Genomic DNA, 21,034 nt, shown 5'->3' on the forward strand with positions numbered 1-21,034 from the left:
TCCTGTCAGCGGAACCTCAGGGCGGTCGGCCCCTGCACCTTCGAGCCACGGCGCTGCTTGGCCGGCATCGCGGCCAGCTTCTCGCGCAGCTCGACGGCGTAGGCGGCGAGCGCCTCCACCAGGTCGGGCACCGAGGCGTGCGGCGGCTGCACGTCGACCCGCAGGCCGAACTCCGTCGCGGTCTCCGCCGTCTTGGGCCCGATGACAGCGACCACGGTACGCGCGTGCGGCTTGCCCGCGATACCGACCAGATTGCGCACTGTCGAGCTGGACGTGAAGAGCACGGCGTCGAATCCGCCCGACTTGATGGCGTCCCGGATCTCGGCCGGCGGCGGCGCGGCCCGGACCGTCCGGTACGCGGTCACGTCGTCGACCTCCCAGCCGCGCTCGGTGAGCCCGGCGGCGAGCGTCTCGGTGGCGATGTCGGCGCGGGGCAGCAGCACCCGGCCCACCGGGTCGAGGACCTCGTCGTGCGGGGAGAACTCGGCGAGCAGCCCCTCGGAGGACTGTTCCCCGGCCGGGATCAGCTCCGGCTGGATGCCGAACGCGCGCACCGCGTCGGCGGTCGCCTCACCGATACAGGCGATCTTGACGCCGCCGAAGTGCCGGGCGTCCAGGCCGTGCTCGGCGAACTTCTCCCAGACCGCGCGGACCGCGTTGACCGAGGTGAAGATCACCCAGGCGTACCGGCCGTCCACCAGGCCCTTGACCGCCCGCTCCATCTGGGCGGGGGTACGCGGCGGCTCGACCGCGATGGTCGGCACCTCGCACGGGATCGCCCCGTACGCGCGCAGCCGGGCGCTCATCACGCCGGCCTGCTCCTTGGTGCGGGGGACGAGGACCTTCCAGCCGTACAGCGGGCGGTTCTCCCACCAGCTCAGCTTGTCCCGCTGGCTGACGCCCTCACCGACGGTGAGCACCACCCGGCCGGTGAAGCCGAGCGCGGCGGCCACGAACGAGTCGACGGTCGACGTGGTGGTGTACTGGGTCTCCCCGGTGCCGTCCCCGGTCACCCCGACCCCGGTGGTGCCGTCCACCCCGGCGGCGAGCAGGCCGTCCCGGATCGCGGCGAGGTCACCGGCGTCCACCGCCAGCGCCAGCGAGCCCCGGCCGATGGCGGCGGCGAGCGCCTCGAAGTCCAGCGCGGCGACGTCCTCGACGTCGGCGGCGGTACGCACACCCGGCAGCGGCACCCCGGCGTACGTGGCGACGCCCTCGGCCTGGCCGACCCCCGGCACCACCTCGAAGTGGGCGGCGGTGCGGGCCACCGCCTGCACCTCCTTGACCACGGACTCGTGCCCGAACGGGTCACCGGCGACCAGGTGCACCGCGTTCAGCCCGGACCGGGCGGCGGAGATGAGCACCTTCGCCACGTCGCCCGGTGCCCCCTCGGCCGGGCTGAACTGGGCGTCGGACCGGGCCTGGGCGCGGACGGCGGTGAGCAGCGACTCGGGTACCCCCCGGTCGTACACCACCTGGTCGGCGTCGACCAGGGCGTCGTGCGCCCGACGGGTCAGCAGGCCCGGGTCGCCGGGTCCGGCCCCGACGAACGCGATGTGGCCTACGGGCTTACGGGTGCGGGTCATTCTGTGCTCCCAAATTGCTGGGTCCCCGGGCCGGCGTGGGCTGGTTGGCCGAGGATCGAGTCGGCGCCACGGGCGAGGATCTCGGCGGCGAGTGCCTTGCCGATCTCCGCCGCGTCGGCGGGCGTACCGGTGCGGGACAGCCGGATGTCTCGGGAACCGTCCGGGCTGATCACCGCCCCGCGCAGGTAGATCTCGTCGCCGTCGTCACCTTCGGCGAGTTCTGCATAGGCGGCGACCGGGGCGGAGCACCCGGCCTCCAGGGTGGCCAGCAACGCCCGTTCCGCGGTCACCGCGGCCCGGGACGGCGCATGGTCGAGTACGGCGAGCAGCTCGACCAGGTCCGGGTCGTCGACCCGGCACTCCACGGCCAGCGCGCCCTGGGCGGGCGCGGGCAGCATCAGCATCGGGTCGAGCGTCTCGGTGATCTCGTCGGCCCGGCCCAGTCGGGCCAGGCCGGCGCGGGCGAGCACGACCGCGTCGAGATCGGCGTCGGGCCCGAGCGCCCGACGCAGGCGGGTGTCCACGTTGCCGCGGATCGGGGTGACGGTCAGCTGCATGCCGAGGGCGTGCAGTTGGGCGATGCGGCGCAGCGCGCCGGTGCCGACGGTGGCCCCGGGCGGCAGTTCGGCGAGGGTCCGGCCGTCCCGGGCGACCAGCGCGTCACGCGGGTCCTGCCGGGGCGGCACCGCCGCGACGTGCAGCCCACCGTACGCGGCGGTGGGCAGGTCCTTGTACGAGTGCACGGCGAAGTCGATCTCACCGTTGGTCAGCGCGTCGCGCAGCGCGGTGACGAAGACGCCGACCCCGAGCCGCTGCACCGGAGCCGAGGACCGGTCACCGGCGGTGACGATCTCGACCAGCTCGACGGTGCGGCCGGTGGCGGCGGTGAGCGCGTCGGCGACCTGGCCGGACTGGGCCATCGCCAGCGCGCTGCCCCGGGTACCGAGGCGCAGGGGGGCGGTCATCGTTCTCCTCCGGGCGGAGTGATGTCGGGCACCGTGTCGACCGGGGAGGTCTGCGGCACCTGGAGGTCGAAGAGTTCGCGCAGCAGGGCGGCGTACTGGTCCCCGCCGGGCTCGGCGGCGAGCTGCCGGACCTTCACGGTGGGCTGGTGCAGCAGCCGCTGCACCACCCGGTGCACGGTGCGGGCCACCTCGGCGCGCTGCTCGTCGGTGAGGTCCGGGCGGCGCTGGGCGAGCCGGCCCAGTTCGGCGGAGACCACGTCGTCGGCCCGGCCCCGCAGCGCGGCCACGGTCGGGGCGACGTCCGCGCCGCGCAGCCAGGTGAGGAAGGACTCCACCTCGGTGGTGACGATCCGGTCGACCGCCGCCGCGTCGGTGGCGGCCGGTCCACCGGCGAGCACGGCGGCCATCCGGTCGATGTCGATCACCTCGACGCCGGGCAGTTCGGCCACCCCGGGTTCGACGTCGCGGGGTACGGCCAGGTCGAGCAGGACCAGCGGGCCGCGGTCGGCGTCCCGGGCGGCCAGCGCCGCGGACACCACCGGGCGGGTGAGGACCGGTTCGGTGGCCGCGGTGGCGGCCACTACGATGTCCACTGTGGAGAGCGCCTCGGTCAGCCCGGTCATCGGGACGGCGTTGGCCCCGTACGACTCGGCCAGCCGTACCGCCCGGTCGGCGCCCCGGTTGGTCACCGTCAACGGCCCGGCGTCGAGCCGGGCGAGGGTGGCCAGCCCGAGCGCGCCCATCGCCCCGGCTCCGACGACCAGCGCCGGCCGGCCGGCCAGGGTGCCGTCGAGCCGCTCGGCGGCCAGCCCCAGGGCGGCGCTGACCACGCTCTGGCCGGCCCGGTCGATGCCGGTCTCGGCGTGAGCGCGCTTGCCCACCCGCAGCGCCTGCTGCATCAGCTCGTGCAGCAGCCGCCCGGTCGCGTCGGCCCCGGCGGCCCAGTGGTAGGCGTCGCGGAGCTGGCCGAGGATCTGCGCCTCACCGACGACCATCGAGTCCAGCCCGGCGGCGACCCGGAAGACGTGGTCGACGGCGGCGGCGTCGTAGTGCACGTAGAGGTGGTTGGCCAGGGCGGCGGGCGGCGCGCCGGCCTGCTCGGCGAGGACGGCGCAGATGTCGCCGAGACCGCCGTGGAAACCGGACACGGCCGCGTAGACCTCCACCCGGTTGCAGGTGGAGACGATCACGGCCTCGCTCACGTACGGCTGGGCGATCATGCGGTCCAGCGTGCGGGTGAGATCGGCGGGGGCCACCGCCAACTGCTCCAGGACAGCGACCGGAGCGGTGCGGTAGGACGCGCCGACGGCGAGCAGTTTCACGTGCCGATCGCCTCCTGAGGGTCGGTGGGCGGGGCGTCGCCGGGACGGGTGGTGAGGGTGTGGGCCGGGCCGCCGGCGGGCAGTCCGGTGAGCGACGCCTTACGATGCTCGTGGAAGGACAGGATCTGCAACTCGATGGCGAGGTCGACCTTCCGCACGTCGACGCCCTCCGGCACCGAGAGTACGCACGGGGCGAAGTTCAGGATGCTCCGTACGCCGGCGGCGACGAGTTGGTCGGCGACCGCCTGGGCGGCCCCGGCGGGGGTGGCGATGACCCCGATGGCGAGCCGTTCCTCGACCGCGACCCGGGCCAGCTCGTCGACGTGGTGGACGACCAGGCCGTTGATCTCCTCGCCCACCCGGGCGGGGTCGGCGTCGAAGAGGGCGGCGATCCGGAAGGCCCGGCTGGCGAAGCCGGCGTACCCGGCCAGGGCGTGACCGAGATTACCCACGCCGACCAGGGCGACGGCGCGGCTCTGGGTGAGCCCGAGCACCGACTCGATCTGCCCGATCAGCACCTCGACGTCGTAGCCGACGCCCCGGGTGCCGTACGAGCCGAGGTGGGAGAGGTCCTTGCGGAGCTTGGCGGAGTTGACCCCGGCGGCGCTGGCGAGCCCCTCGCTGGACACGGTCTCGTGGCCGTTCTCGGCGAGTTGGTGCAGGGCACGGAGGTACACGGGGAGCCGCGCGACGGTCGCCTCGGGCAGGTCCGGAAGCGCCGGTACGGTACCGGCTCGGCCGGGCGCGCCTGGGTGACGGTGCTGACTCATGAGACTCCGTGCGGTGCGATCCTGGACCAGCTCCGGTCGCCGACTGGTGGGGTACTCCCGCTGGCGACCGATCTTGCCGGCTGTGCTAGCAGGGCGCGTCGGAACTACAGAGTAGGCGCTTGTGAAGACGTGCACAAATCGCGATCTTGCGGATGCGTGACGCGACAACACCAGGCCCTCCGTTCCGCACCCACCGTCGAGCGGCACCACGCACCGCGTCGCGATTATTACTTAATTCCGACTTCTCTGACCAATTACACGTGCGGTGTGAGGACGCGTGGCGTTCCGGAGAGCAGGCGTGTCGCCCGAGGTCAGCGCGCCGGTCAGAGGGTGGCGGCCAGCCGGACGGCGGCGGTGAGGGTGTCGGCGACCGGGTACGGGGAGGCGTACAGGCGGGCCGGGTCGGTGACGCCCCCGGTGTAGAGGACGGCCCGGCCGCCGACCGACTCGGCCGCCTCGGCGTCGTCCAGGGAGTCGCCGATCAGCACCACCGAACGGCCGTCGACGCCCAGTTCGGCGAGGTGCCGCCGCAACGACTCCGCCTTACGCCCCCCGCCCACCTCGGCCCGCAGCCCGTCGATCCGGACGAAATGCCCGGTCAGGCCGTAGGTGTGCACGACCGGCACCAGGTGGTCGTGGAACCACATGGAGAGCAGGGACTGGCTGCCCGGCCAGGCCGCGATCGCCGCCCGCGCGTCGGCGGCCAGCTCACACGTGGTCAGCCCGACCTGGTACGCGTCGTGGAAGATCCGGTCGAGCCGGCCGTAGGCCTCCTCGTCGACCGCCGCGCCGAGCATCTCGGCGTAGTAGTCGGCGACCGGCCGCCGGAACCGGACCCGGTGCTCGTCCACCGTGACGGGCCGACCGCCGACGCTGGCGAAGGCCGCGTTGGTGCAGTCGACCACCAGGCCGAGGTCGTCGAGGAGAGTGCCGTTCCAGTCCCACACCAGGTGGTGGCGCGCAGGAGTCATCCGGTCACCATAACCACGCCGGGCCCGGCCGGAAGGGGTCAGAGTTGCGGGGTGGTGAGATCCCGCAGCAACCGCTCCTCCTCGACCCGCCAGTAGCCGTGCTCCTTGCCGTCGAGCAGCACCACCGGCAGCCGGTCGCCGTACTCACGTTCCAGCTCCAGGTCGTCGGTGACGTCGCGTTCGGTCCACCGGTCACCGGTGACCGCGACCACCCGCGCCAACGCCTCCCGCGCGTCGTCACAGAGGTGGCAACCGGGCCGGGTGATCAGGGCGAGCCGGGCGTCAGTGGACATCGGAACCTCCATGGGCGGCGGCACCGGCGACGGGCGACCGGAGCAGGGTCGTACGCACCTCGCCGCCCACCGTACCGCCCGCCGGGCAGCGCGTTCCGGTCCGGGCGACACCCGGCTGCGGTGTCCAGTTCCGCCCAGGGTGCCGTCCGGTCCACAAGCGCGACCGGACCCGGTCGCCGATGCCGGTCGGCCGCCCGGCGCACCCCGTCCGCGAGGTCCGCCGACGCGCCGCCGACGCGGTCGCCGAGCCGGCCGCGACGGGCCGATCGACTATGATGGTGATCGATAGCTGGCGCTCCTCCCCGACAGGTACGCCACTTTGTGAGAATGGCTCTGACCTGCTGTTCTTCTCGGCCCGGACCGTCCCGACCGAAAAGTCAACTGCCACCGACGGACAACGCGTCCGGCACCCGTGCGACGCGCCGGGAAATACTTCCGCTCTGTGTAACGGACTTGCCACACATGGGTGACGTTGGCCCTATCATCACTCGGGTCGGCTCGCCCCATTTGCCGTGAGTCGACACCCCTCAGCCCGAGGAGGCCGCCGTGCCTGTGACCGCATTGGACCAGTACCTCATCAGGGCCTGCCGATCGTCGGCACGCCCTGGAGCAGCACCGACCGTCCGGATCGGAGCCGGAGCCGGCCGCGCGGCCGGACCCCGTACCGGCCGGCCGGTGACCTCAGGCCGCCGGGAGGCCCGATGACCACGTTCGGTTACGCGGAGCAACCGTCGGGGCCGGCCCCGCTGCGTCAACTCGAGCCGTGGAGTCTCGGGGCAAGCGACGACGGCGCGTGCAGACGCACCCGCAGCCGACCGCACCAGAACGAGCCGCCACCCCGCTCGGCCGCGCCCGGCGGCAACGCCAAGCCGACCGGGGGCCGGGTCGTCACGCCGGCCCGGCCCAGCATGCCGGCGCAGGGCCGCCGGCCGGGCGACGAGTTCGCCCCGGCCGACCCGACCAGCGCGGAGACCGCTGTCCTGCCGGCCGTCCCGGCCACCGACGAGCCCGACCGCCCGACCGGCCAGCCGAGCCGCCCGGACCCGTCCGACCAGCCGGCCACCGAGGTGTGGACGCTGGTGGAACGCGCCCAGGCCGGTGAGGCCGAGGCGTTCGGCCTGCTCTACGACCGGTACATGGACACCGTCTTCCGGTTCGTCTACTTCCGGGTCGGCAACCGGCAGCTCGCCGAGGACCTCACCTCCGACACGTTCCTGCGCGCGCTCAAGCGGATCGGCAGCTTCACCTGGCAGGGCCGCGACCTCGGCGCCTGGCTGGTCACCATCGCCCGCAACCTGGTCGCCGACCACTTCAAGTCCGGTCGGTACCGGCTTGAGGTGACCACCGGCGACGTGCTGGACGCCGACCGCGAGGACCGAGGCCCCGAGGGCAGCCCGGAGGCGGCCGTGGTCGAGCACATCACCAACGTCGCCCTGCTGACCGCGGTCAAACAGCTCAACCCGGAGCAGCAGGAGTGCATCGTGCTCCGCTTCCTCCAGGGCTTCTCGGTGGCGGAGACGGCCAAGGCGATGGGCAAGAACGAGGGTGCCATCAAGGCCCTCCAGTACCGGGCGGTCCGCGCCCTGGCCCGCCTGCTGCCGGAGGGCTTCCAACCCTGAGCCGGCCCGGCCGCCCGATCCGCCGCCCGATCCGCCGCTCGTCAGCTCCGCCGACGGTCCGGCCCGGCCGTGTCCACCGCAGACAGTGGCAGCTGTCGTTGTAATTAACTTCATCTCCTCCCGGGCCGTAACCATCGTCGGGCACCGACCGTTTCTCCGGGTGCGACCGGTGTCCGTTCCGGCAGCTTCCGGGCCCGTCGGACAGGCGCTCCAACCGGCCACGACCTTCCGCCACCGGCCACCCCCGGCCCCGACCGTCGGCCACGACGGCAGGGGACGGCAACCCGCCGGGACGACAGGGCTCACCACGGGGGCCGACCGGCCGTCGGATGACGACAGCGGCCGGACGGCCGCGAGCAGCGAGAGGAGATGCCTGCGGTGGACAGCGACCTCTTCTCCCGTCGGCACGCCGAGCGTTTCGCCCAGCTGGTCGACGAGGCCAACGGCGGCCGACGGCACCACGTACGATCCCGGGCCGACGACCGGCTCGGTGCCCTGGTCGCCCTCAGCCGGCAGTTGGGTCCCGCGGCCCCCGAGGTCGAGGTGGACCCGGAGTTCCGGACCGGGCTGCGGGCGATGCTGGTGGCGGCGGTCGAACGCGAGGGTGTCGGCGGGGCGGCCAGCCCGGCGGCCGGGGCCGACCCGACCGGTCGGCGGACGGCCGTCGGCGGGTCCACCAGAAGCCCGCTGCTGCCCTCGGTCACCGCCCGCCGGGCCCGCGCCAGATGCGCCATCCTGGTCGGCATCACCGCCGGCGCGGTCGCCGTCTCGGGCATCTCGGCGGCGAGCGAGAACGCCCTCCCCGGTGACGCCCTGTACGGGATGAAGCGGTCCACCGAACGGGCCCAGCTGGCGCTGTCCAGCTCGGACCTGAGCCGGGGCCAGCTCTTCCTGGACTTCGCCCGGACCCGGCTCGTCGAGGCCAGCGCGGTGCGGGGCGACCGGACGGCCTTCGACGCCGCCCTCGACGACATGGACGAGGACACCCGGGACGGCATCCGGCTGCTCGTCACCGCGACCACGCAGCGCACCGATCCGGCCGGCCTGGACGCCCTGGACGCCTTCCTGGACAGCCAGCGCCGGGCGGTGGCCGCCCTGGCCGACGGCGCGTCCCGGGCCGAACGGGACCGGACCCGGCAGTCGCTGGACCTGCTCGACGCGGCCGGTCGGCGCTCCGCCGACCTCCGCACGGCGCTGTCCTGCGGGGCCGCGACGGACGGTTCGCCCGACTCGCTCGGCCCGGCCCCCGGCGACTGCCCCGGCGTCCGCTGAGCCGACCCGGCGACCACTGAGCCGACCCGGCGTCCGCTGAGCCGGACCCGGGCGACCACAGCCCGGCTCCGGACGCCCTTCGCGACGCACGGTCCGGCTCCGGACGCCCTCCGCGACACACGGGCAGTCGACGGTGATCGCCGGATAGTCTCGCCAGTGGCACGCGTCAGGCCGGCTACGGAAGCCGAGCGACGAGCGGAGGGAGTGCTGCGTGGCCCGAACCCGAAAGGTGACCGTCAGCACGGACGGGCACGGTCACACCGCCGGTTGGGCCGCCACCGACCTGGAGCCCGCCGCCCCCGACCCGACCGCGGCGGCCTTCTTCGACGTGGACAACACGATGATGCAGGGCGCCTCGATCTACTGGTTCGCCCGGGGGCTCGCCGCCCGGAGGTACGTCACCACCGGTGACCTCGCCCGGTTCGCCTGGCAGCAGCTCCGGTTCCGGCTGCTCGCCACCGAACACGCCGGCGACATGTCGCACGCCAAGCAGGCCGCGCTGGCCTTCGTCGAGGGCTGGCGGGTGGACGACGTCGAACGGCTCACCGAGGAGATCTTCGACGAGCTGATGGCTCCCCGGATCTGGGCCGGCACCCGCAGCCTGGCCCTGCGCCACCTCGCCGACGGGATGCGGGTCTGGCTGGTCAGCGCCGCGCCGGTGGAGATCGGTCGGGTGATCGCCGCCCGGCTCGGCCTGACCGGCGCGATCGGCACCGTCGCCGAGATCGTCGACGGCGCGTACACCGGACGGCTGGTCGGTGACCTGATGCACGGGCCGGCCAAGGCCGAGGCGGTCGGTCAGCTCGCCGCCGTCGAAGGGCTGGACCTGGCCCGCTGCGTCGCCTACAGCGACTCCGCCAACGACCTGCCGATGCTCTCCGCCGTCGGGCGGGCGGTCGCGGTCAACCCGGACAGCGTGCTGCTGCGTACCGCCCGGGAGCGGGGCTGGGAGGTACGGGACTTCCGGACCGGCCGTCGGGCGGCCCGGATCGCCGTACCGTCGACCGCCGCCGCCGGTCTGCTGGCCGGGGCGGTCGGGGCCGGGATGGCGGTGCACCGCCGCCGGCAGCCCCGTTGACCCACCCGGGCCGGCGGGTCCGGGCCGGGAGGGCGGTCAGGGGCCGAACGGGTCCGGTCGGCGTTCCAGCAGCTGGTGCAGGGTCTGCTGGATGGTCTCCCGCACCTGGTCGGCGAGGTTGAACACGACCAGCGGGTCGTCGGCCGAGTCGGTCAGGTGGGCGGTGGGGATCGGCGGGCAGAACTCGATCAACCACTTGCTCGGCAGCGGCACCATGCCCAGCGGCCCGAGCCACGGGAAGGTCGGCGTGATCGGGAAGTACGGCAGCTTGAGCAGCCGCGCGAGGGGCTTGATGTCGGCGAGCATCGGATAGGTCTCCTCCGCGCCGACGATGGCGACCGGGATGATCGGCGTGCCGGTACGCAGCGCCGCCGACACGAAACCGCCCCGACCGAACCGCTGGAGTTTGTACCGGTCCGAGTAGAGCTTGCCGATGCCCTTGAAGCCCTCCGGCCAGACGCCGACCAGTTCACCGCCGCGCATCAGCCGCTCGGCGTCCGGGTTGCAGGCCACCGTGCCGCCGGCCTTGCGGGCCACCTCGGAGACCACCGGCATCCGGAAGACCAGGTCCGCCCCGAGCAGCCGGAGGAAACGGTGGGCCGGGTGCCGGTCGTGCAGGGCGGCGGAGAGGATCAGCGCGTCCAGGGCGACCGTGCCGGAGTGGTTGGCGACCACCAGGCCGGCCCCCTCGGCGGGTACGTGCTCCAGACCGGTGATCTCGGTACGGAACCAGTCCCGGTAGAGCAGCCGCAGGATCGGGTGGAAGAGCGTCTCGGTCAGCTCCGGGTCGAAGCCGAACTCGTCGATCTCGTAGTCACCGGCCAGCCGGCGACGCAGGAAGGCCAGCCCGCCGGCGACCCGGCGGTCCCAGTGGTCGACCGGGCGGTCCGGTACGGCGGGGCCGTGGTGGTGGCCGTTGCGCCGGGCCGGCCGGTCCAGCTCGGCGGCGTCGGGCAGGTCGAACGGGCGGCCGATCGGCACGTCCCGTTCGGTGCCGTCGTGGCGGGTCACGAGCCCTCCCGTACGGCGGCCCGGACCTGCCGGATGCCGGCGAGGACGGCCTGCTCGGCGGCGGCCAGCCGGTCCCGGGTGACCAGCGCGCCGCCGTGGTGGGCGCGGATGAAGTCGTCGAAGGCGGCGGCCGTGGAGCGCGGGGTGAAACCGTACTCCTGGACCAGCCGGCTGGTGTCGACCACCCGGCCGTGCACGAAGAGGTCGACCTGGTCGAGGCCGAGCCGGCCGTAGCCGAGGGTACGGGCCAGCGCGACCGCCCCGGAGAGCCCCGGCTCCAGCACCGGCACCTCGATCCGGCCGGCGCGGCGGACCGCCTGGGACAGCGACAGCACCCCGGGCCCGGCGACGTTGTAGGTGCCCGGATGGTCCTCCACGATCGACCGGTGCAGCACCTCGAGCGCGTCGTCGAAGTGCAGGAACTGCAACCGGGGGTCCCGGCCGAGCACGGTGGGCACCACCGGCTGGCGGAAGTACCGGGTCAGGGTGGTGTCGGCGGTGGAGCCGATGAACGGCGCGAACCGCAGCACGGTGGCGGTCACGTCGGGCCGACGGCGGCGGAAGCCGCGGACGTACCCCTCGATGTCGAGGATGTCGCGGCCGAACCCGCCGCGCGGCACCTCACGCGGCTCGGTCTCCTCGGTGAAGACGGCCGGGTCACGGAACGAGACCCCGTACGCGGCGGTGGAGGACCGGACGACCACCTTGCGCAGCCGGGGGGCCCGCTGGCAGGCGGCGAGGAGCTGCATGGTGCCGATGACGTTCTGTTCCTTCATCGCCGCCCGGCCGCCGTGCTGCTTGTCGGGGGCGCTGACCAGGGCGAGGTGCACCACCGCGTCGACCGACAGGTCGGCCAGCAGGCCGCCGAGCGAGCCGGCGTCCACGCGGACCCGTTCGACCCGGTCGAGCAGGTCGGTGAACTCGGCGCCGGGGGCTGGCGGGTCGACGCCGATGACCCGTTCGATCCGCGGGTCGGCGGCGAGCCGGGCGGCGACGTGCGCGCCGAGGTACCGGCTGACCCCGGTCACGACGACGACCCCCGGAGCACCCGAGGTGCCACCGGGGGTCATGTCGCGCATCCTGCCCGGCAGGCCGGATCGAGCCGGGACGTCCGCGGCCTTCTCACCTGAGCCTCCGGGAGTCGACAGATGGCAAGTGGTACGCCGGTGCCGGGCCTGGCCCGGCACCGGTCACTTGCCGAGACGGCGACGCTGGACGCGGGTCTTGCGCAGCAGCTTGCGGTGCTTCTTCTTAGCCATGCGCTTGCGGCGCTTCTTGACCACCGAGCCCATACGACAGCCTTTCGATGCAACGTGCGGGGCGGACCGGACACACCAGATCGGCGCCGGCGACCGCTTGCGGACAACGGACCGGACCTTCGCTGGTGGGCATCGCGGCGCACCGCTGGGTGGTCACGGTCGAGATCCAGGGTAGCCGGAGAGCATCAGCAGGACCAACGCGCCCCCGTCGATGCCCGTCCCGACCCGCCCGGCGGGCCGGTCACCGCGCGGCCAGGGGGCCGGTCGCAACGCCGCGGACGGGCCAGCGCAACGCCGTCAGGCGGTCTCGGAGAAGGCTCCGCGGAGGTACTCGTGGACCGCGTGCTCGGGCACCCGGAACGACCGGCCGACCCGTACGGCGGCGAGTTCACCGCTGTGCACGAGGCGGTACACCGTCATCTTCGACACCCGCATGACCGCCGCCACCTCGGCGACGGTCAGGAACCTGACTTCCGACAGCCGACCGTCGGACTGTGACCCGGTCATGGCCCACCGCCCCATCCCAATGCCCCGGCGCGGGCCGTCGGACGGGATCGTCCCGCCCGGACGGGCAACGCGCGTGTTACCAGTACGGTAACGGGACGGCTGTGAACGGCGCGATCCCTTCCTGCACTTGATCTCGATCGAGTATCACATCCCGGCCCTGATCAGGTGTTTCGACCTCGCCACGCCGGTTCGTCCCGGAGCGGAGGGTGCCCGGCGGGAGACGGAGGGTACCCGCCGGCCGACGGAAGAGCGACGAGGGCGGCGACCCCGGGGCGGAAGAACGGCGGTCCCGGGGAGGGTGGCGGCCCCGGGGCGGAAGAGCCGCGGCCGCCAGGGAGGGCGGCGACCCCGGGGCGGAAGGCGCCCGGTGGCCCCGGTGGCGCCACCGGGGCCACCGGGCGGGTGCCCCGGGCCACTTCCGGACGCGGACCGGGGCTCCGCGCTGGGAGCGCGCTCAGTGTGTCAGACCCCGCCGGAGCCCGACACGGCGGTCGATCATGAAAGGGGCGACCCGCCCCGGACCAGCCCGCCGTGCCCCCGGGACGACCGAACCGCCGCTGGTGCCCCGGCTTGCCGGACCAGCCCGCCGTACCCCTCCGGGACCGGCCGGACCGCCGGCGCCGCCCCGGGCGTGCCGGACCAGCCGGCCGGGTGATCAGCCGGCTGCGGTCCGTACGTAGGCGACACAGTCGTCCCGCAGGGTCGGCCAGGGCTCCCCGAACACCTCCCGTGCGGCGTCCGCCACCGGCCGCCGGTCGTGCACCACCGCCCGGAAGAAGGCGAGCAGGCGCTGCTCGCCGTACCGGTCGAGCAGGTGCCGGACGGCCAGGTAGCCGATCCCGTAGCTGGCGGTGACCCGGCCGGCGGGGGCGTCGGCGGCCGGGGCGAGGCCCTCCAGCCCACCGTCCCAGCCACCGGCGACCAGCCGGCGCACCTCGTCCAGCCCCGAGTACCCGACGACCGGCCGGTCAGCCGAGCCGGCCAGCTCGGCGATCCCCTCCACGAGCCACCAGGCGCTCTCCCCGGACCAGCCGCCGGCGGGCAGGGACGCCGCATGGGTGAGTTCGTGCCGGAGCAGTTCCGCCAGGCCACCCGAGCGCAGGGCCGCCGCGTTCAGCACCACCTCGTGGTGTCCACCGCCGACGGTCACCACGTATCCGCCGGTCCACTCCGGGCGGTCGCCGCCGTACCAGCGTCGCCACTCGTCGCGGCCGGCGTAGAAGATCCGGTACCGGTCGGGACGGACACCGTCGACGACGTAGCGGTCCGCGACGACGGCGGCGGCCTCGGCGGCGGCGAGCAGGGCCGGCAGCCGGCCGCGCTGGTCGGGGGTGGTCGCGACCAGCGTGCGCGGACCGTGACTGACGGCCAGTTCGCTGACCTCCCAGGGCCGGGTGCCGGTCCGCTCGGACTTCGAGGGTTCCACGGCGACCAGCCGGGGCCCGTCGGCCCCCGCGCGCCACCGGGTGCCGGCCAGCACCGGGCTGGGCGTGCAGGCCGGTTCGACCAGGCAGTACCGGTAGGTGACCAGTTGCCGCCACTGGCCGGGGCGGTCCGGGGTCGGGGTCGGTTCGCCGCTGGGTTCGGCCCGCCACACCGCCACCCGCAGCGCCCGCAGCGAGGTGAACTGGCGGGCGAGGTCGTCCCGGGCGGCCGGCTCGGCGACGGCCAGGAACCCGGCCCGGTCGCCGCGCAGCAGCGCCTCGGCCTGCCGGTCGAGCTGGGCGCCGATCGCCCCGGCCAGCCGGGCGGCCGGACCGTCCGGCGTGCGGTCGGATCCGGGTGCCGGGTCACCGGCCGACCGGGGCGGTGGGTCCAGGAGCCTTCCCGCCACCAGCGCCGTCGGCAGCACGCAGCCCACCAGCGCGGCCACCACGGCGAGCGCGGTCCAGAGCGGCCAGCGCGCACGCCGTCGTGGTACCTGCCGCTCGTCCTCCACGGCGGGAGACTACGACATTCGGCGGTGGAGACCACCGGTCTCACCGGGTGGTCCGGGTGGCCGGCTTACCTAGACTCCAGGTCATGGCTGGTACCGGTCCCCGGCTCACCCCGCAGACGGTCGAGGTGTTGCGGCTGCTCCTCGCCGCGCCGCCCGTGCCCCGCTACGGACGGGACATCGCCCGGGAGACGAACCTCAAGACCGGGACCCTGCATCCGATCCTGGCCCGGCTGGAGCTGGCCGGCTGGCTGGAGAGTTTCTGGGAGGACCCGGCCGAGCACGAGGACCAGGGGCGGCCCCGCCGGCGGTACTACCGCCTGACCGGCGACGGGGTACGGGTGGCCCGTTCGGCGGTCGCCGCCCGGACCGGGGACGCGCCCGCCACCGCCCGGTCCGCCCTGCGGCCCCGGCCCGGTTTCTAGGCCGGCGGGACGGACCGGATGTCCGCGAGGAGGGTCGGCGGCGCGGTCGTCCGTCGCTGCGGGGCGGTCGCCGTGGTGACCGCGGACGCGGTGGGGATCATGGGTACCAGTCTCGGCCTGCTGGCCGGTCTGATCACCATGGCCGAGGCGGGCGGGTTGACGCAGAGCGCCGGCGGCGTGGGGGTGGCCGGCATGGGGGTGGCCCTGCTGCGGTTGAACGGTTTCCTCCGCGACCTGGGCGGGACGTTCGGGCCCGGGTCGGGTACCCGGCCGGTGGGGTACGGGTTCACCGAGCGGGTCGTGTCGTGGGCCGGGACGCTGCTGCCCCCGGCCAGCCGGCACCGCTACGTGGCGGAGTGGCACGGGCTGGCGCACGACGCCCTGCACGAGCCGGGCGCGCCGTGGCACCGTCCGCTGACCGAGGCGTTCCAGTACGTGCGGGCGGCCGTGGTGCTGGCGGTCGTCCTGCGTACCGCCGGACGGACCAACCGCTGAGCACCTGCGCGACCTGGTCGCCGGGGATCGACCCGCTGCGGACGTCGGGTCAATGCCGTGCCGGGTCGTGTTGGCGACACCGAAAAGACGCCCCGACACCTGGACCGGACTATCTCTAGCTAGGTAGTTTTCTGTGGTCGGCACCTCACCCGGTGTACCGACGACAGGGCCGGCTGCGGACCGCCGGTGACCACCGGAGAACGGGGGCGGTGGATCACGGCACGGACCCGCAGGGGCACCCGGTCTGGGCGGGCCGGCGGGCAAGGGGTCTCCGCCGGCCCGTTCCCACCCGCCTGCCGGCCGCACGCGTCGCCCGCACGGTGCCACCCCCGCCCGGGTCGCCCGCCGCACGCGCGCCGGCCGCACGGGCGGCTACCGCACGGGCGGCTACCGCACCGGCGGGCGGGTCACTTCCGGGAGACCAGGGCGCGGCCGAAGAAGACCAGGTTGGCCGGCCGCTCGGCGAGCCGGCGCATCAGGTAGCCGTACCACTGGTCGCCGTAGGGTACGTAGGTCCGCACGGTGTGTCCGGCGGCCACCAGCCGGGCCTGCTCCTCCGGTCGGATGCCGTAGAGCAGCTGGAACTCGAAGCTGTCCGGCCCCCGGTCGAACCAGCGCGCCCGGTCCTCCCCGATCGCGATCATGCGCGGGTCGTGGGTGGCGAGCATCGGGTACCCCTCGCCGGAGAGCAGCACGTTCAGGCAGCGGACGTAGGAGCGGTCCACGTCCCGGGCCGACTGGTACGCCACCGACTCCGGCTCCCGGTACGCGCCCTTGCACAGGCGTACCCGGGAACCGGCGGTGGCCAGGTCCCGGCAGTCCGCCTCGGTGCGCCGCAGGTACGCCTGGAGCACCGCCCCGGTACGCGGATGGTCCTTGCGCAGCTTCGCCAGGATGTCCAGCGTCGAGTCGGTGGTGGTGTGGTCCTCCATGTCCAGGGTGACCGTGGTGCCCGCCTCGTCGGCGGCGACGCAGATGGCCCGCGCGTTGTCGTAGGCGAGCTGCTCGTCGAACTTCTGGCCGAGCGCGGAGAGCTTGACGCTGACCTCGGCGGCCGGGGTGAGCCCGGCGGCGTGCAGCGCCCGCAGGAGGGTGCGGTACTCCTCCCGGGTGGCCTCGGCCTGCCCGGGGGTGACGGTGTCCTCGCCCAGGTGGTCGAGGGTGACCGTGAGGCCGCCAGCGACGAGTTCGCGGGTCGCGCGCAACGCGTCGTCGGTGCCGGTGCCGGCGACGAACCGGCGGACGACGTCCCGGGTGTAGGGAGCCGTCTCGACGAGCCGCTCCACCCGGGATGACCGGGCGGCGGCGAGGATGACCGAACGGAGCATGAGCTGAGCGTAACGCCAGCGGTCCGACCCGCGCCCGGCAGCGGCCCGCCCGACCGACGCGCCCGCCCGGCAGGAGCCCGCCCGACCGACGCGCCTCGCCCGGTAGCGGCCCGCCCGGCCGGCGGCCGGTGAACGCACCCCGCCCGGACCGGCCCCCGGCACCCGCACCGTCCGGCCCGACACCCTGCACGACCGGGGGACGACGAGGTGGCGGGCATGGGTTACAACGATGTCCGTGGAACAACGCTCACCCCGCCGGCTGCGGTCGGCCACCGTGCAGCTCGGCGCGCTGACCGCGCTCGCGCTGGCCCTGTCCGGCTGCAACATGACCGGCGACGACGACGATGACGACTGCGCCCTCGGCCCGACGGGCGGGGGCGACACCGTCGCGCTGGCGCTGCGGGTACCGGCCCCGGCGAGCGGGCGGGCCGAACCGGCCCCGGTCTCGCAGGCGGTGCCGGAGCGGGGCGGGTTCGGCACCCACCTCGCCTCCTGCGGCGGTTGACGTGCGCCGCGAGCCGCACACCCCGCGCGCCGGCTGGAACGAGACCATCCGCGAGCAGGGGCTGATCTACGTCGACACCGAGCTGCCCGACGGCGGCATCATGTCGTACTGGGACGAGACCGCCGGGTACGCCTTCGAGCTGGACGAGGTGCTCCGGCTGGAGGAGGCCACCGAGGAGCTGCACCGGATGTCGGTCGCCGCCGCCGAGCACGTGGTGGCCCGCAACCGGTACGCCGAGTTCGGCATCCCGGAGTGGGCGGCCGAGGCGGTGGCCCGGTCGCTGCGCGAACAGCCGCCCACCCTGTACGGCCGGTTCGACCTCTGCTACGACGGCTCGTGGCCGCCGAAACTGCTCGAGTACAACGCGGACACCCCGACCTCGCTGGTCGAGGCGGGCATCGTGCAGTGGTTCTGGCTGGAGGACACCCACCCCGACCTGGACCAGTGGAACAGCCTGCACGAGCGGCTGATCGCCGCCTGGCACCGGATCGGCCGGGGCCTGCACGAGCCGACCGTGCACGTGGCCTGGTCGAAGGAGGAGGAGGTCACCGCGGAGGACCAGATGACCGCCGGTTACCTCGCCGAGTGCGCCCGCCAGGCCGGGTTGAAGGTGGAGCTGATCACGATCCAGGAGGTCGGCTGGGACGGCCGGCGTTTCGTCGACGGCGCGGACCGGCCGATCACCACCTGCTTCAAGCTGTACCCGTGGGAGTGGATGCTCACCGAACCGTACGGGCGGCTCGCCCTGGAGCCGGGCACCCCGACCACCTGGATCGAGCCGGCCTGGAAGCTGCTGCTGTCGAACAAGGCGCTGCTGGCCGTGCTGTGGGAGCTGTACCCGGGACACGAGCTGCTGCTGCCGGCGTACCTCGACTCGCCCCGGGGGATGTCCGAGTACGTGGCGAAGCCGCTGCTGGGCCGGGAGGGCGGCTCGGTCCGGATCGTGACGGCCGGCGGTACGGAGATCAGCAATCCGAGCATCTACGGCGACGAGGGCTTCTGCTACCAGGAGTTCCGGGCACTGCCCGAGTTCGCCGGCAACCGGGTGGTGCTGGGGAGCTGGATCGTGGCCGGCGAGTCGGCCGGGGTGGGGCTCCGGGAGAGCCGGAGTCTGATCACCGACGGGTACGCCCGGTTCCTGCCCCACTACATCGATGCGCCACGCCCATCCTGAGTCGTCTACCGTTGAAGTGTGAACTTCGACGCGTACGCCCGGAACGGCGTTGACCTCGTCAACGCCCGTCTGGACGACCTCGACGACCTCCGTGCCCTCCTTCCCGCCGAGCACAGCAGGACGCGTGACGAGCTGGCCGAACGGGATCTGGCGATCTTCCGGCGGGCCCAGAAACGGCTGCGGGACGTCTTCGGGTACGGCACCTCCGGCCGGGACGCCGAGGCGGTGGCCGAGCTGAACGCCCTGCTCGAGGCGTACCCGGTGCACCCGCACATCTCCGGGCACGACTCCAGCGACTGGCACATGCACCCGGCGAGCCGGGGCGCCTCGATCGCGGTGGACTACCTGGCCGGCGCGGTGTGGGGGCTGTCGGTCTGGCTCTGCGAGTACGGCAGCGCCCGGTTCGGGGTGTGTGCGGACGAACGCTGCGGCAACGTCTACCTGGACACTTCGTCGAACTGTTGCCGGCGGTTCTGTTCGGAACGCTGCGCCACCCGGTCGCACGTGGCCGCGCACCGGGCCCGCAAGCGGGCCGCCAGCGAGTCGGTCACCGCCGGGCAGCCGCTCGCCCCGGTGAGCTGAGCCGGGCAGAGCCCCGGGCCGGTGAGCTGAGCCCGGCAGCCCCGGGGCCGCCGGCGGCCCCGGGGACGGTACGGGCGCTCAGGCCTCGATCGGGGACGGCGCGGTGAGGTGCTGTCGGGCGAACTCCAGGGCGGCCCGCAGGTCGGCCTCGCGCTCCGCGCGGCTCTTCGCGCCCCGGGTCGCCACCTCCACCGCCACCGAACCGGTGAAGCCCCGACCGGCCAGCGAGGAGAGCAGCGCGCCGCAGGGCTGGGTGCCCCGGCCGGGGACCAGGTGCTCGTCGCGTCCCTCGCCGGTGCCGTCGCCGAGGTGGACGTGGGCCAGCCGGTCCCCCATCCGGTCGGCCATCGCCAGCGAGTCGGTGTGCGAGGCGGCGCAGTGCGACAGGTCGAGCGTGTAGGCGTCGTACCCGGTCTCGGTCGGGTCCCAGCCCGGCACGTACGGGACGAACTGCCGGCCGGCCATCCGTACCGGGTACATGTTCTCCACCGCGAAGCTCAACCCGCCGTGCTGGCGGCCGATCTCGGCGATCCCGTCGGCGAAGCTCCGGGCGTAGTCACGCTGCCAGGTGAAGGGCGGGTGGACGACGACGGTCGGGGCCTCCAGGGTCTCGGCCAGCTCGGCCGCCTTCCGCAGCCGCTGCCACGGGTCGGGGCTCCACACCCGCTGGGTGACCAGCAGACAGGGCGCGTGCACGCTGAGCACCGGCACGCCGTAGTGCGCGGCGAGACCACGCAGCGCGCCGGCGTCCTGGCTGACGGCGTCCGTCCAGACCATCACCTCGACGCCGTCGTAGCCGAGCGCCGCGGCCAGTTGGAAGGCCGCCGCGGTCGGCTCGGGGAAGACCGAGGAACTGGAGAGGAGGACGGGAACGCGGGAAGTCACACGACCCAGGGTAACCCGCGTCGATGACGGCATCGTGACGAGCAGCCGCAAACCACCCGTAACCTCCGCGCCGGATCACAGCGGGGTCCGCGCCGGATCACACCGGCCCGAGGTGGTCCAGCCGGCGCAGGATGACCCCCTCCCGCAGCGCCCACGGGCAGATGTCCAGCGACTCGACGTCGAGCCGGCGCAGCACCGCCTCGGCCACCACCGCCCCGGCCAGAAGCTGGTGCGAGCGGCCGACGCTGACCCCCTCCAGGCCGGCGAGCTGGGCCGGCGGGATGTGCCGGACGAAGTTGAGCACCTGACGCAGCCCGGTACGGGTCAACCGGCGCGGGGCCCACAGGCCGGCGCTGGAGGGGGCCGCACCGGCCAGCCGGGCCAGCGTGCGGAACGTCTTCGAGGTGGCGACCGGCCGTTCCCAGCCGACGCCGGTCATCTGCTCGACCACCGGGTCGAGCATCCCGTCGACGTACTCCCGCAGGTCGTCGACGACCTCGGCCGGCGGCGGGGCCGCGCTGGTCGGGTCGACGGCGAGCCGGTCGCGGGTCAACCGGCCGGCCCCGAGCGGCAGCGACACCGCCACGTCCGGGTACTCGTCGATGCCGGCCGCGATCTCCAGCGAGCCGCCGCCGATGTCCAGCGCCAGCAGCCGCCCGGCCGACCAGCCGAACCACCGGCGGACGGCGAGGAAGGTCAGCCGCGCCTCGTCCGCCCCGGCCAGCACCTCCAGCCGTACGCCGGTCTCCTCGCGGACCCGGGCCAGCACCTCGGCGGCGTTGGTGGCGTCCCGGACGGCGGAGGTGGCGAAGGCGAGCAGGTCCTCGGTGTCCAGCCGGGTGGCCGCCTCCCGCGCCGTCCCGACCGCCGCCACCAGGGCGTCGGCACCCGCGTCGGTCAGCGCGCCGTCCGGGCCGAGCTGCTCGGCCAGCCGGAGCACCGCCTTCTCGGAGTGCGCCGGCCACGGGTGCGCGCCGTGATGCGCGTCCACCACCAGCAGGTGCACCGTGTTGGAACCGACGTCGAGAACTCCCAGTCGCATGGGGAAGAC

At 74.2% G+C, this 21,034-nt stretch carries 22 protein-coding genes; 8 read left to right on the forward strand and 14 right to left on the reverse strand.

Translation table 11 applies throughout. The features are described 5' to 3' along the window. Nucleotides 1-5: 5 nt before the first annotated feature. The 6 genes from PVK37_RS03200 to PVK37_RS03225 all read right to left on the reverse strand — a co-directional run bounded on the left by PVK37_RS03200 (nt 6) and on the right by PVK37_RS03225 (nt 5,907). Entirely contained in the window at nt 6-1,586 is a 1,581-nt protein-coding gene (locus tag PVK37_RS03200) for a bifunctional uroporphyrinogen-III C-methyltransferase/uroporphyrinogen-III synthase (protein WP_275032181.1), read from the reverse strand. After that, nucleotides 1,583-2,551, reverse strand: coding sequence for a hydroxymethylbilane synthase (hemC, locus tag PVK37_RS03205; protein ID WP_275032182.1), 969 nt, complete (start codon nt 2,549-2,551; stop codon nt 1,583-1,585). The genes PVK37_RS03200 and hemC overlap by 4 nt, the downstream gene beginning before the upstream one ends. Continuing rightward, a complete protein-coding gene (locus tag PVK37_RS03210) occupies nt 2,548-3,873 on the reverse strand; it encodes a glutamyl-tRNA reductase (protein ID WP_275032183.1) in 1,326 nt (441 codons plus the stop codon). The genes hemC and PVK37_RS03210 overlap by 4 nt, the downstream gene beginning before the upstream one ends. Next, nucleotides 3,870-4,643 (reverse strand): redox-sensing transcriptional repressor Rex, encoded by a 774-nt coding sequence (locus PVK37_RS03215; protein ID WP_275032184.1) that lies wholly within the window; start codon nt 4,641-4,643, stop codon nt 3,870-3,872. The genes PVK37_RS03210 and PVK37_RS03215 overlap by 4 nt, the downstream gene beginning before the upstream one ends. 323 nt (nt 4,644-4,966) lie before the next feature. Beyond that, nucleotides 4,967-5,614, reverse strand: coding sequence for an HAD family hydrolase (locus PVK37_RS03220; protein WP_275032185.1), 648 nt, complete (start codon nt 5,612-5,614; stop codon nt 4,967-4,969). Between the two features lie 38 nt (nt 5,615-5,652). Further along, nucleotides 5,653-5,907 (reverse strand): glutaredoxin family protein, encoded by a 255-nt coding sequence (locus PVK37_RS03225; RefSeq protein ID WP_275032186.1) that lies wholly within the window; start codon nt 5,905-5,907, stop codon nt 5,653-5,655. A 701-nt stretch (nt 5,908-6,608) separates the two neighbouring features. Here PVK37_RS03225 and PVK37_RS03230 point away from each other — a divergent pair. The 3 genes from PVK37_RS03230 (at nt 6,609) to PVK37_RS03240 (ending at nt 9,876) form a co-directional block, all read left to right on the forward strand. Beyond that, entirely contained in the window at nt 6,609-7,526 is a 918-nt protein-coding gene (locus tag PVK37_RS03230; RefSeq protein WP_275032187.1) for an ECF subfamily RNA polymerase sigma factor, BldN family, read from the forward strand. Between the two features lie 378 nt (nt 7,527-7,904). Beyond that, complete coding sequence (locus tag PVK37_RS03235; protein WP_275032188.1) at nt 7,905-8,798, forward strand: DUF5667 domain-containing protein; 894 nt, start codon at nt 7,905-7,907, stop codon at nt 8,796-8,798. A gap of 211 nt (nt 8,799-9,009) precedes the next feature. Beyond that, nucleotides 9,010-9,876: an HAD family hydrolase gene (locus PVK37_RS03240; RefSeq protein WP_275032189.1), complete on the forward strand. Its 867-nt coding sequence runs from the start codon at nt 9,010-9,012 to the stop codon at nt 9,874-9,876. 36 nt (nt 9,877-9,912) lie between these two features. Here PVK37_RS03240 and PVK37_RS03245 read toward each other — a convergent pair whose 3' ends face one another. The 5 genes from PVK37_RS03245 to PVK37_RS03265 all read right to left on the reverse strand — a co-directional run bounded on the left by PVK37_RS03245 (nt 9,913) and on the right by PVK37_RS03265 (nt 14,592). Further along, on the reverse strand, nt 9,913-10,815 hold the full coding sequence (locus tag PVK37_RS03245; RefSeq protein ID WP_275034931.1) for a lysophospholipid acyltransferase family protein: 903 nt from the start codon (nt 10,813-10,815) through the stop codon (nt 9,913-9,915). A 68-nt stretch (nt 10,816-10,883) separates the two neighbouring features. After that, nucleotides 10,884-11,957 carry an NAD-dependent epimerase/dehydratase family protein gene (locus tag PVK37_RS03250; protein WP_275032190.1) on the reverse strand — a complete coding sequence of 358 codons (1,074 nt, stop codon included), beginning with the start codon at nt 11,955-11,957 and terminating at the stop codon, nt 10,884-10,886. Between the two features lie 120 nt (nt 11,958-12,077). After that, on the reverse strand, nt 12,078-12,179 hold the full coding sequence (locus PVK37_RS03255) for a 30S ribosomal protein bS22 (RefSeq protein WP_007465623.1): 102 nt from the start codon (nt 12,177-12,179) through the stop codon (nt 12,078-12,080). A 264-nt stretch (nt 12,180-12,443) separates the two neighbouring features. Further along, nucleotides 12,444-12,653 carry a helix-turn-helix domain-containing protein gene (locus PVK37_RS03260; protein WP_275032199.1) on the reverse strand — a complete coding sequence of 70 codons (210 nt, stop codon included), beginning with the start codon at nt 12,651-12,653 and terminating at the stop codon, nt 12,444-12,446. A gap of 655 nt (nt 12,654-13,308) precedes the next feature. Next, nucleotides 13,309-14,592 carry a hypothetical protein gene (locus tag PVK37_RS03265; protein ID WP_275032200.1) on the reverse strand — a complete coding sequence of 428 codons (1,284 nt, stop codon included), beginning with the start codon at nt 14,590-14,592 and terminating at the stop codon, nt 13,309-13,311. Nucleotides 14,593-14,675: 83 nt separating this feature from the next. Here PVK37_RS03265 and PVK37_RS03270 point away from each other — a divergent pair, with 83 nt between their 5' ends. Next, nucleotides 14,676-15,014, forward strand: a complete 339-nt coding sequence (locus tag PVK37_RS03270; RefSeq protein WP_275032201.1) for a PadR family transcriptional regulator — start codon at nt 14,676-14,678, stop codon at nt 15,012-15,014. A gap of 18 nt (nt 15,015-15,032) precedes the next feature. Then, nucleotides 15,033-15,509: a hypothetical protein gene (locus PVK37_RS03275; RefSeq protein ID WP_275032202.1), complete on the forward strand. Its 477-nt coding sequence runs from the start codon at nt 15,033-15,035 to the stop codon at nt 15,507-15,509. A gap of 407 nt (nt 15,510-15,916) precedes the next feature. Here the strand turns inward: PVK37_RS03275 and PVK37_RS03280 are convergent, their stop codons facing one another. Then, nucleotides 15,917-16,837: a proline dehydrogenase family protein gene (locus tag PVK37_RS03280; protein WP_275032203.1), complete on the reverse strand. Its 921-nt coding sequence runs from the start codon at nt 16,835-16,837 to the stop codon at nt 15,917-15,919. A gap of 235 nt (nt 16,838-17,072) precedes the next feature. Here PVK37_RS03280 and PVK37_RS03285 point away from each other — a divergent pair, with 235 nt between their 5' ends. Genes PVK37_RS03285 through PVK37_RS03295 form a run of 3 tightly spaced genes read left to right on the forward strand, consistent with a single transcriptional unit; the run spans nt 17,073 to nt 19,098 of the window. Further along, nucleotides 17,073-17,342, forward strand: coding sequence for a hypothetical protein (locus PVK37_RS03285; RefSeq protein ID WP_275032204.1), 270 nt, complete (start codon nt 17,073-17,075; stop codon nt 17,340-17,342). Between the two features lies 1 nt (nt 17,343). Beyond that, a complete protein-coding gene (locus tag PVK37_RS03290) occupies nt 17,344-18,516 on the forward strand; it encodes a glutathionylspermidine synthase family protein (RefSeq protein ID WP_275032206.1) in 1,173 nt (390 codons plus the stop codon). A gap of 18 nt (nt 18,517-18,534) precedes the next feature. Then, nucleotides 18,535-19,098: a CGNR zinc finger domain-containing protein gene (locus PVK37_RS03295; protein WP_275032207.1), complete on the forward strand. Its 564-nt coding sequence runs from the start codon at nt 18,535-18,537 to the stop codon at nt 19,096-19,098. A gap of 78 nt (nt 19,099-19,176) precedes the next feature. Here PVK37_RS03295 and PVK37_RS03300 read toward each other — a convergent pair whose 3' ends face one another. Next, nucleotides 19,177-19,983 carry a sugar phosphate isomerase/epimerase family protein gene (locus tag PVK37_RS03300; RefSeq protein WP_275032208.1) on the reverse strand — a complete coding sequence of 269 codons (807 nt, stop codon included), beginning with the start codon at nt 19,981-19,983 and terminating at the stop codon, nt 19,177-19,179. Nucleotides 19,984-20,080: 97 nt separating this feature from the next. After that, on the reverse strand, nt 20,081-21,025 hold the full coding sequence (locus PVK37_RS03305) for a Ppx/GppA phosphatase family protein (RefSeq protein WP_275032209.1): 945 nt from the start codon (nt 21,023-21,025) through the stop codon (nt 20,081-20,083). Nucleotides 21,026-21,034 lie beyond the last annotated feature (9 nt).

Origin of the sequence: Micromonospora cathayae (genome assembly GCF_028993575.1) — a bacterium.
GTDB lineage: Bacteria > Actinomycetota > Actinomycetes > Mycobacteriales > Micromonosporaceae > Micromonospora > Micromonospora cathayae.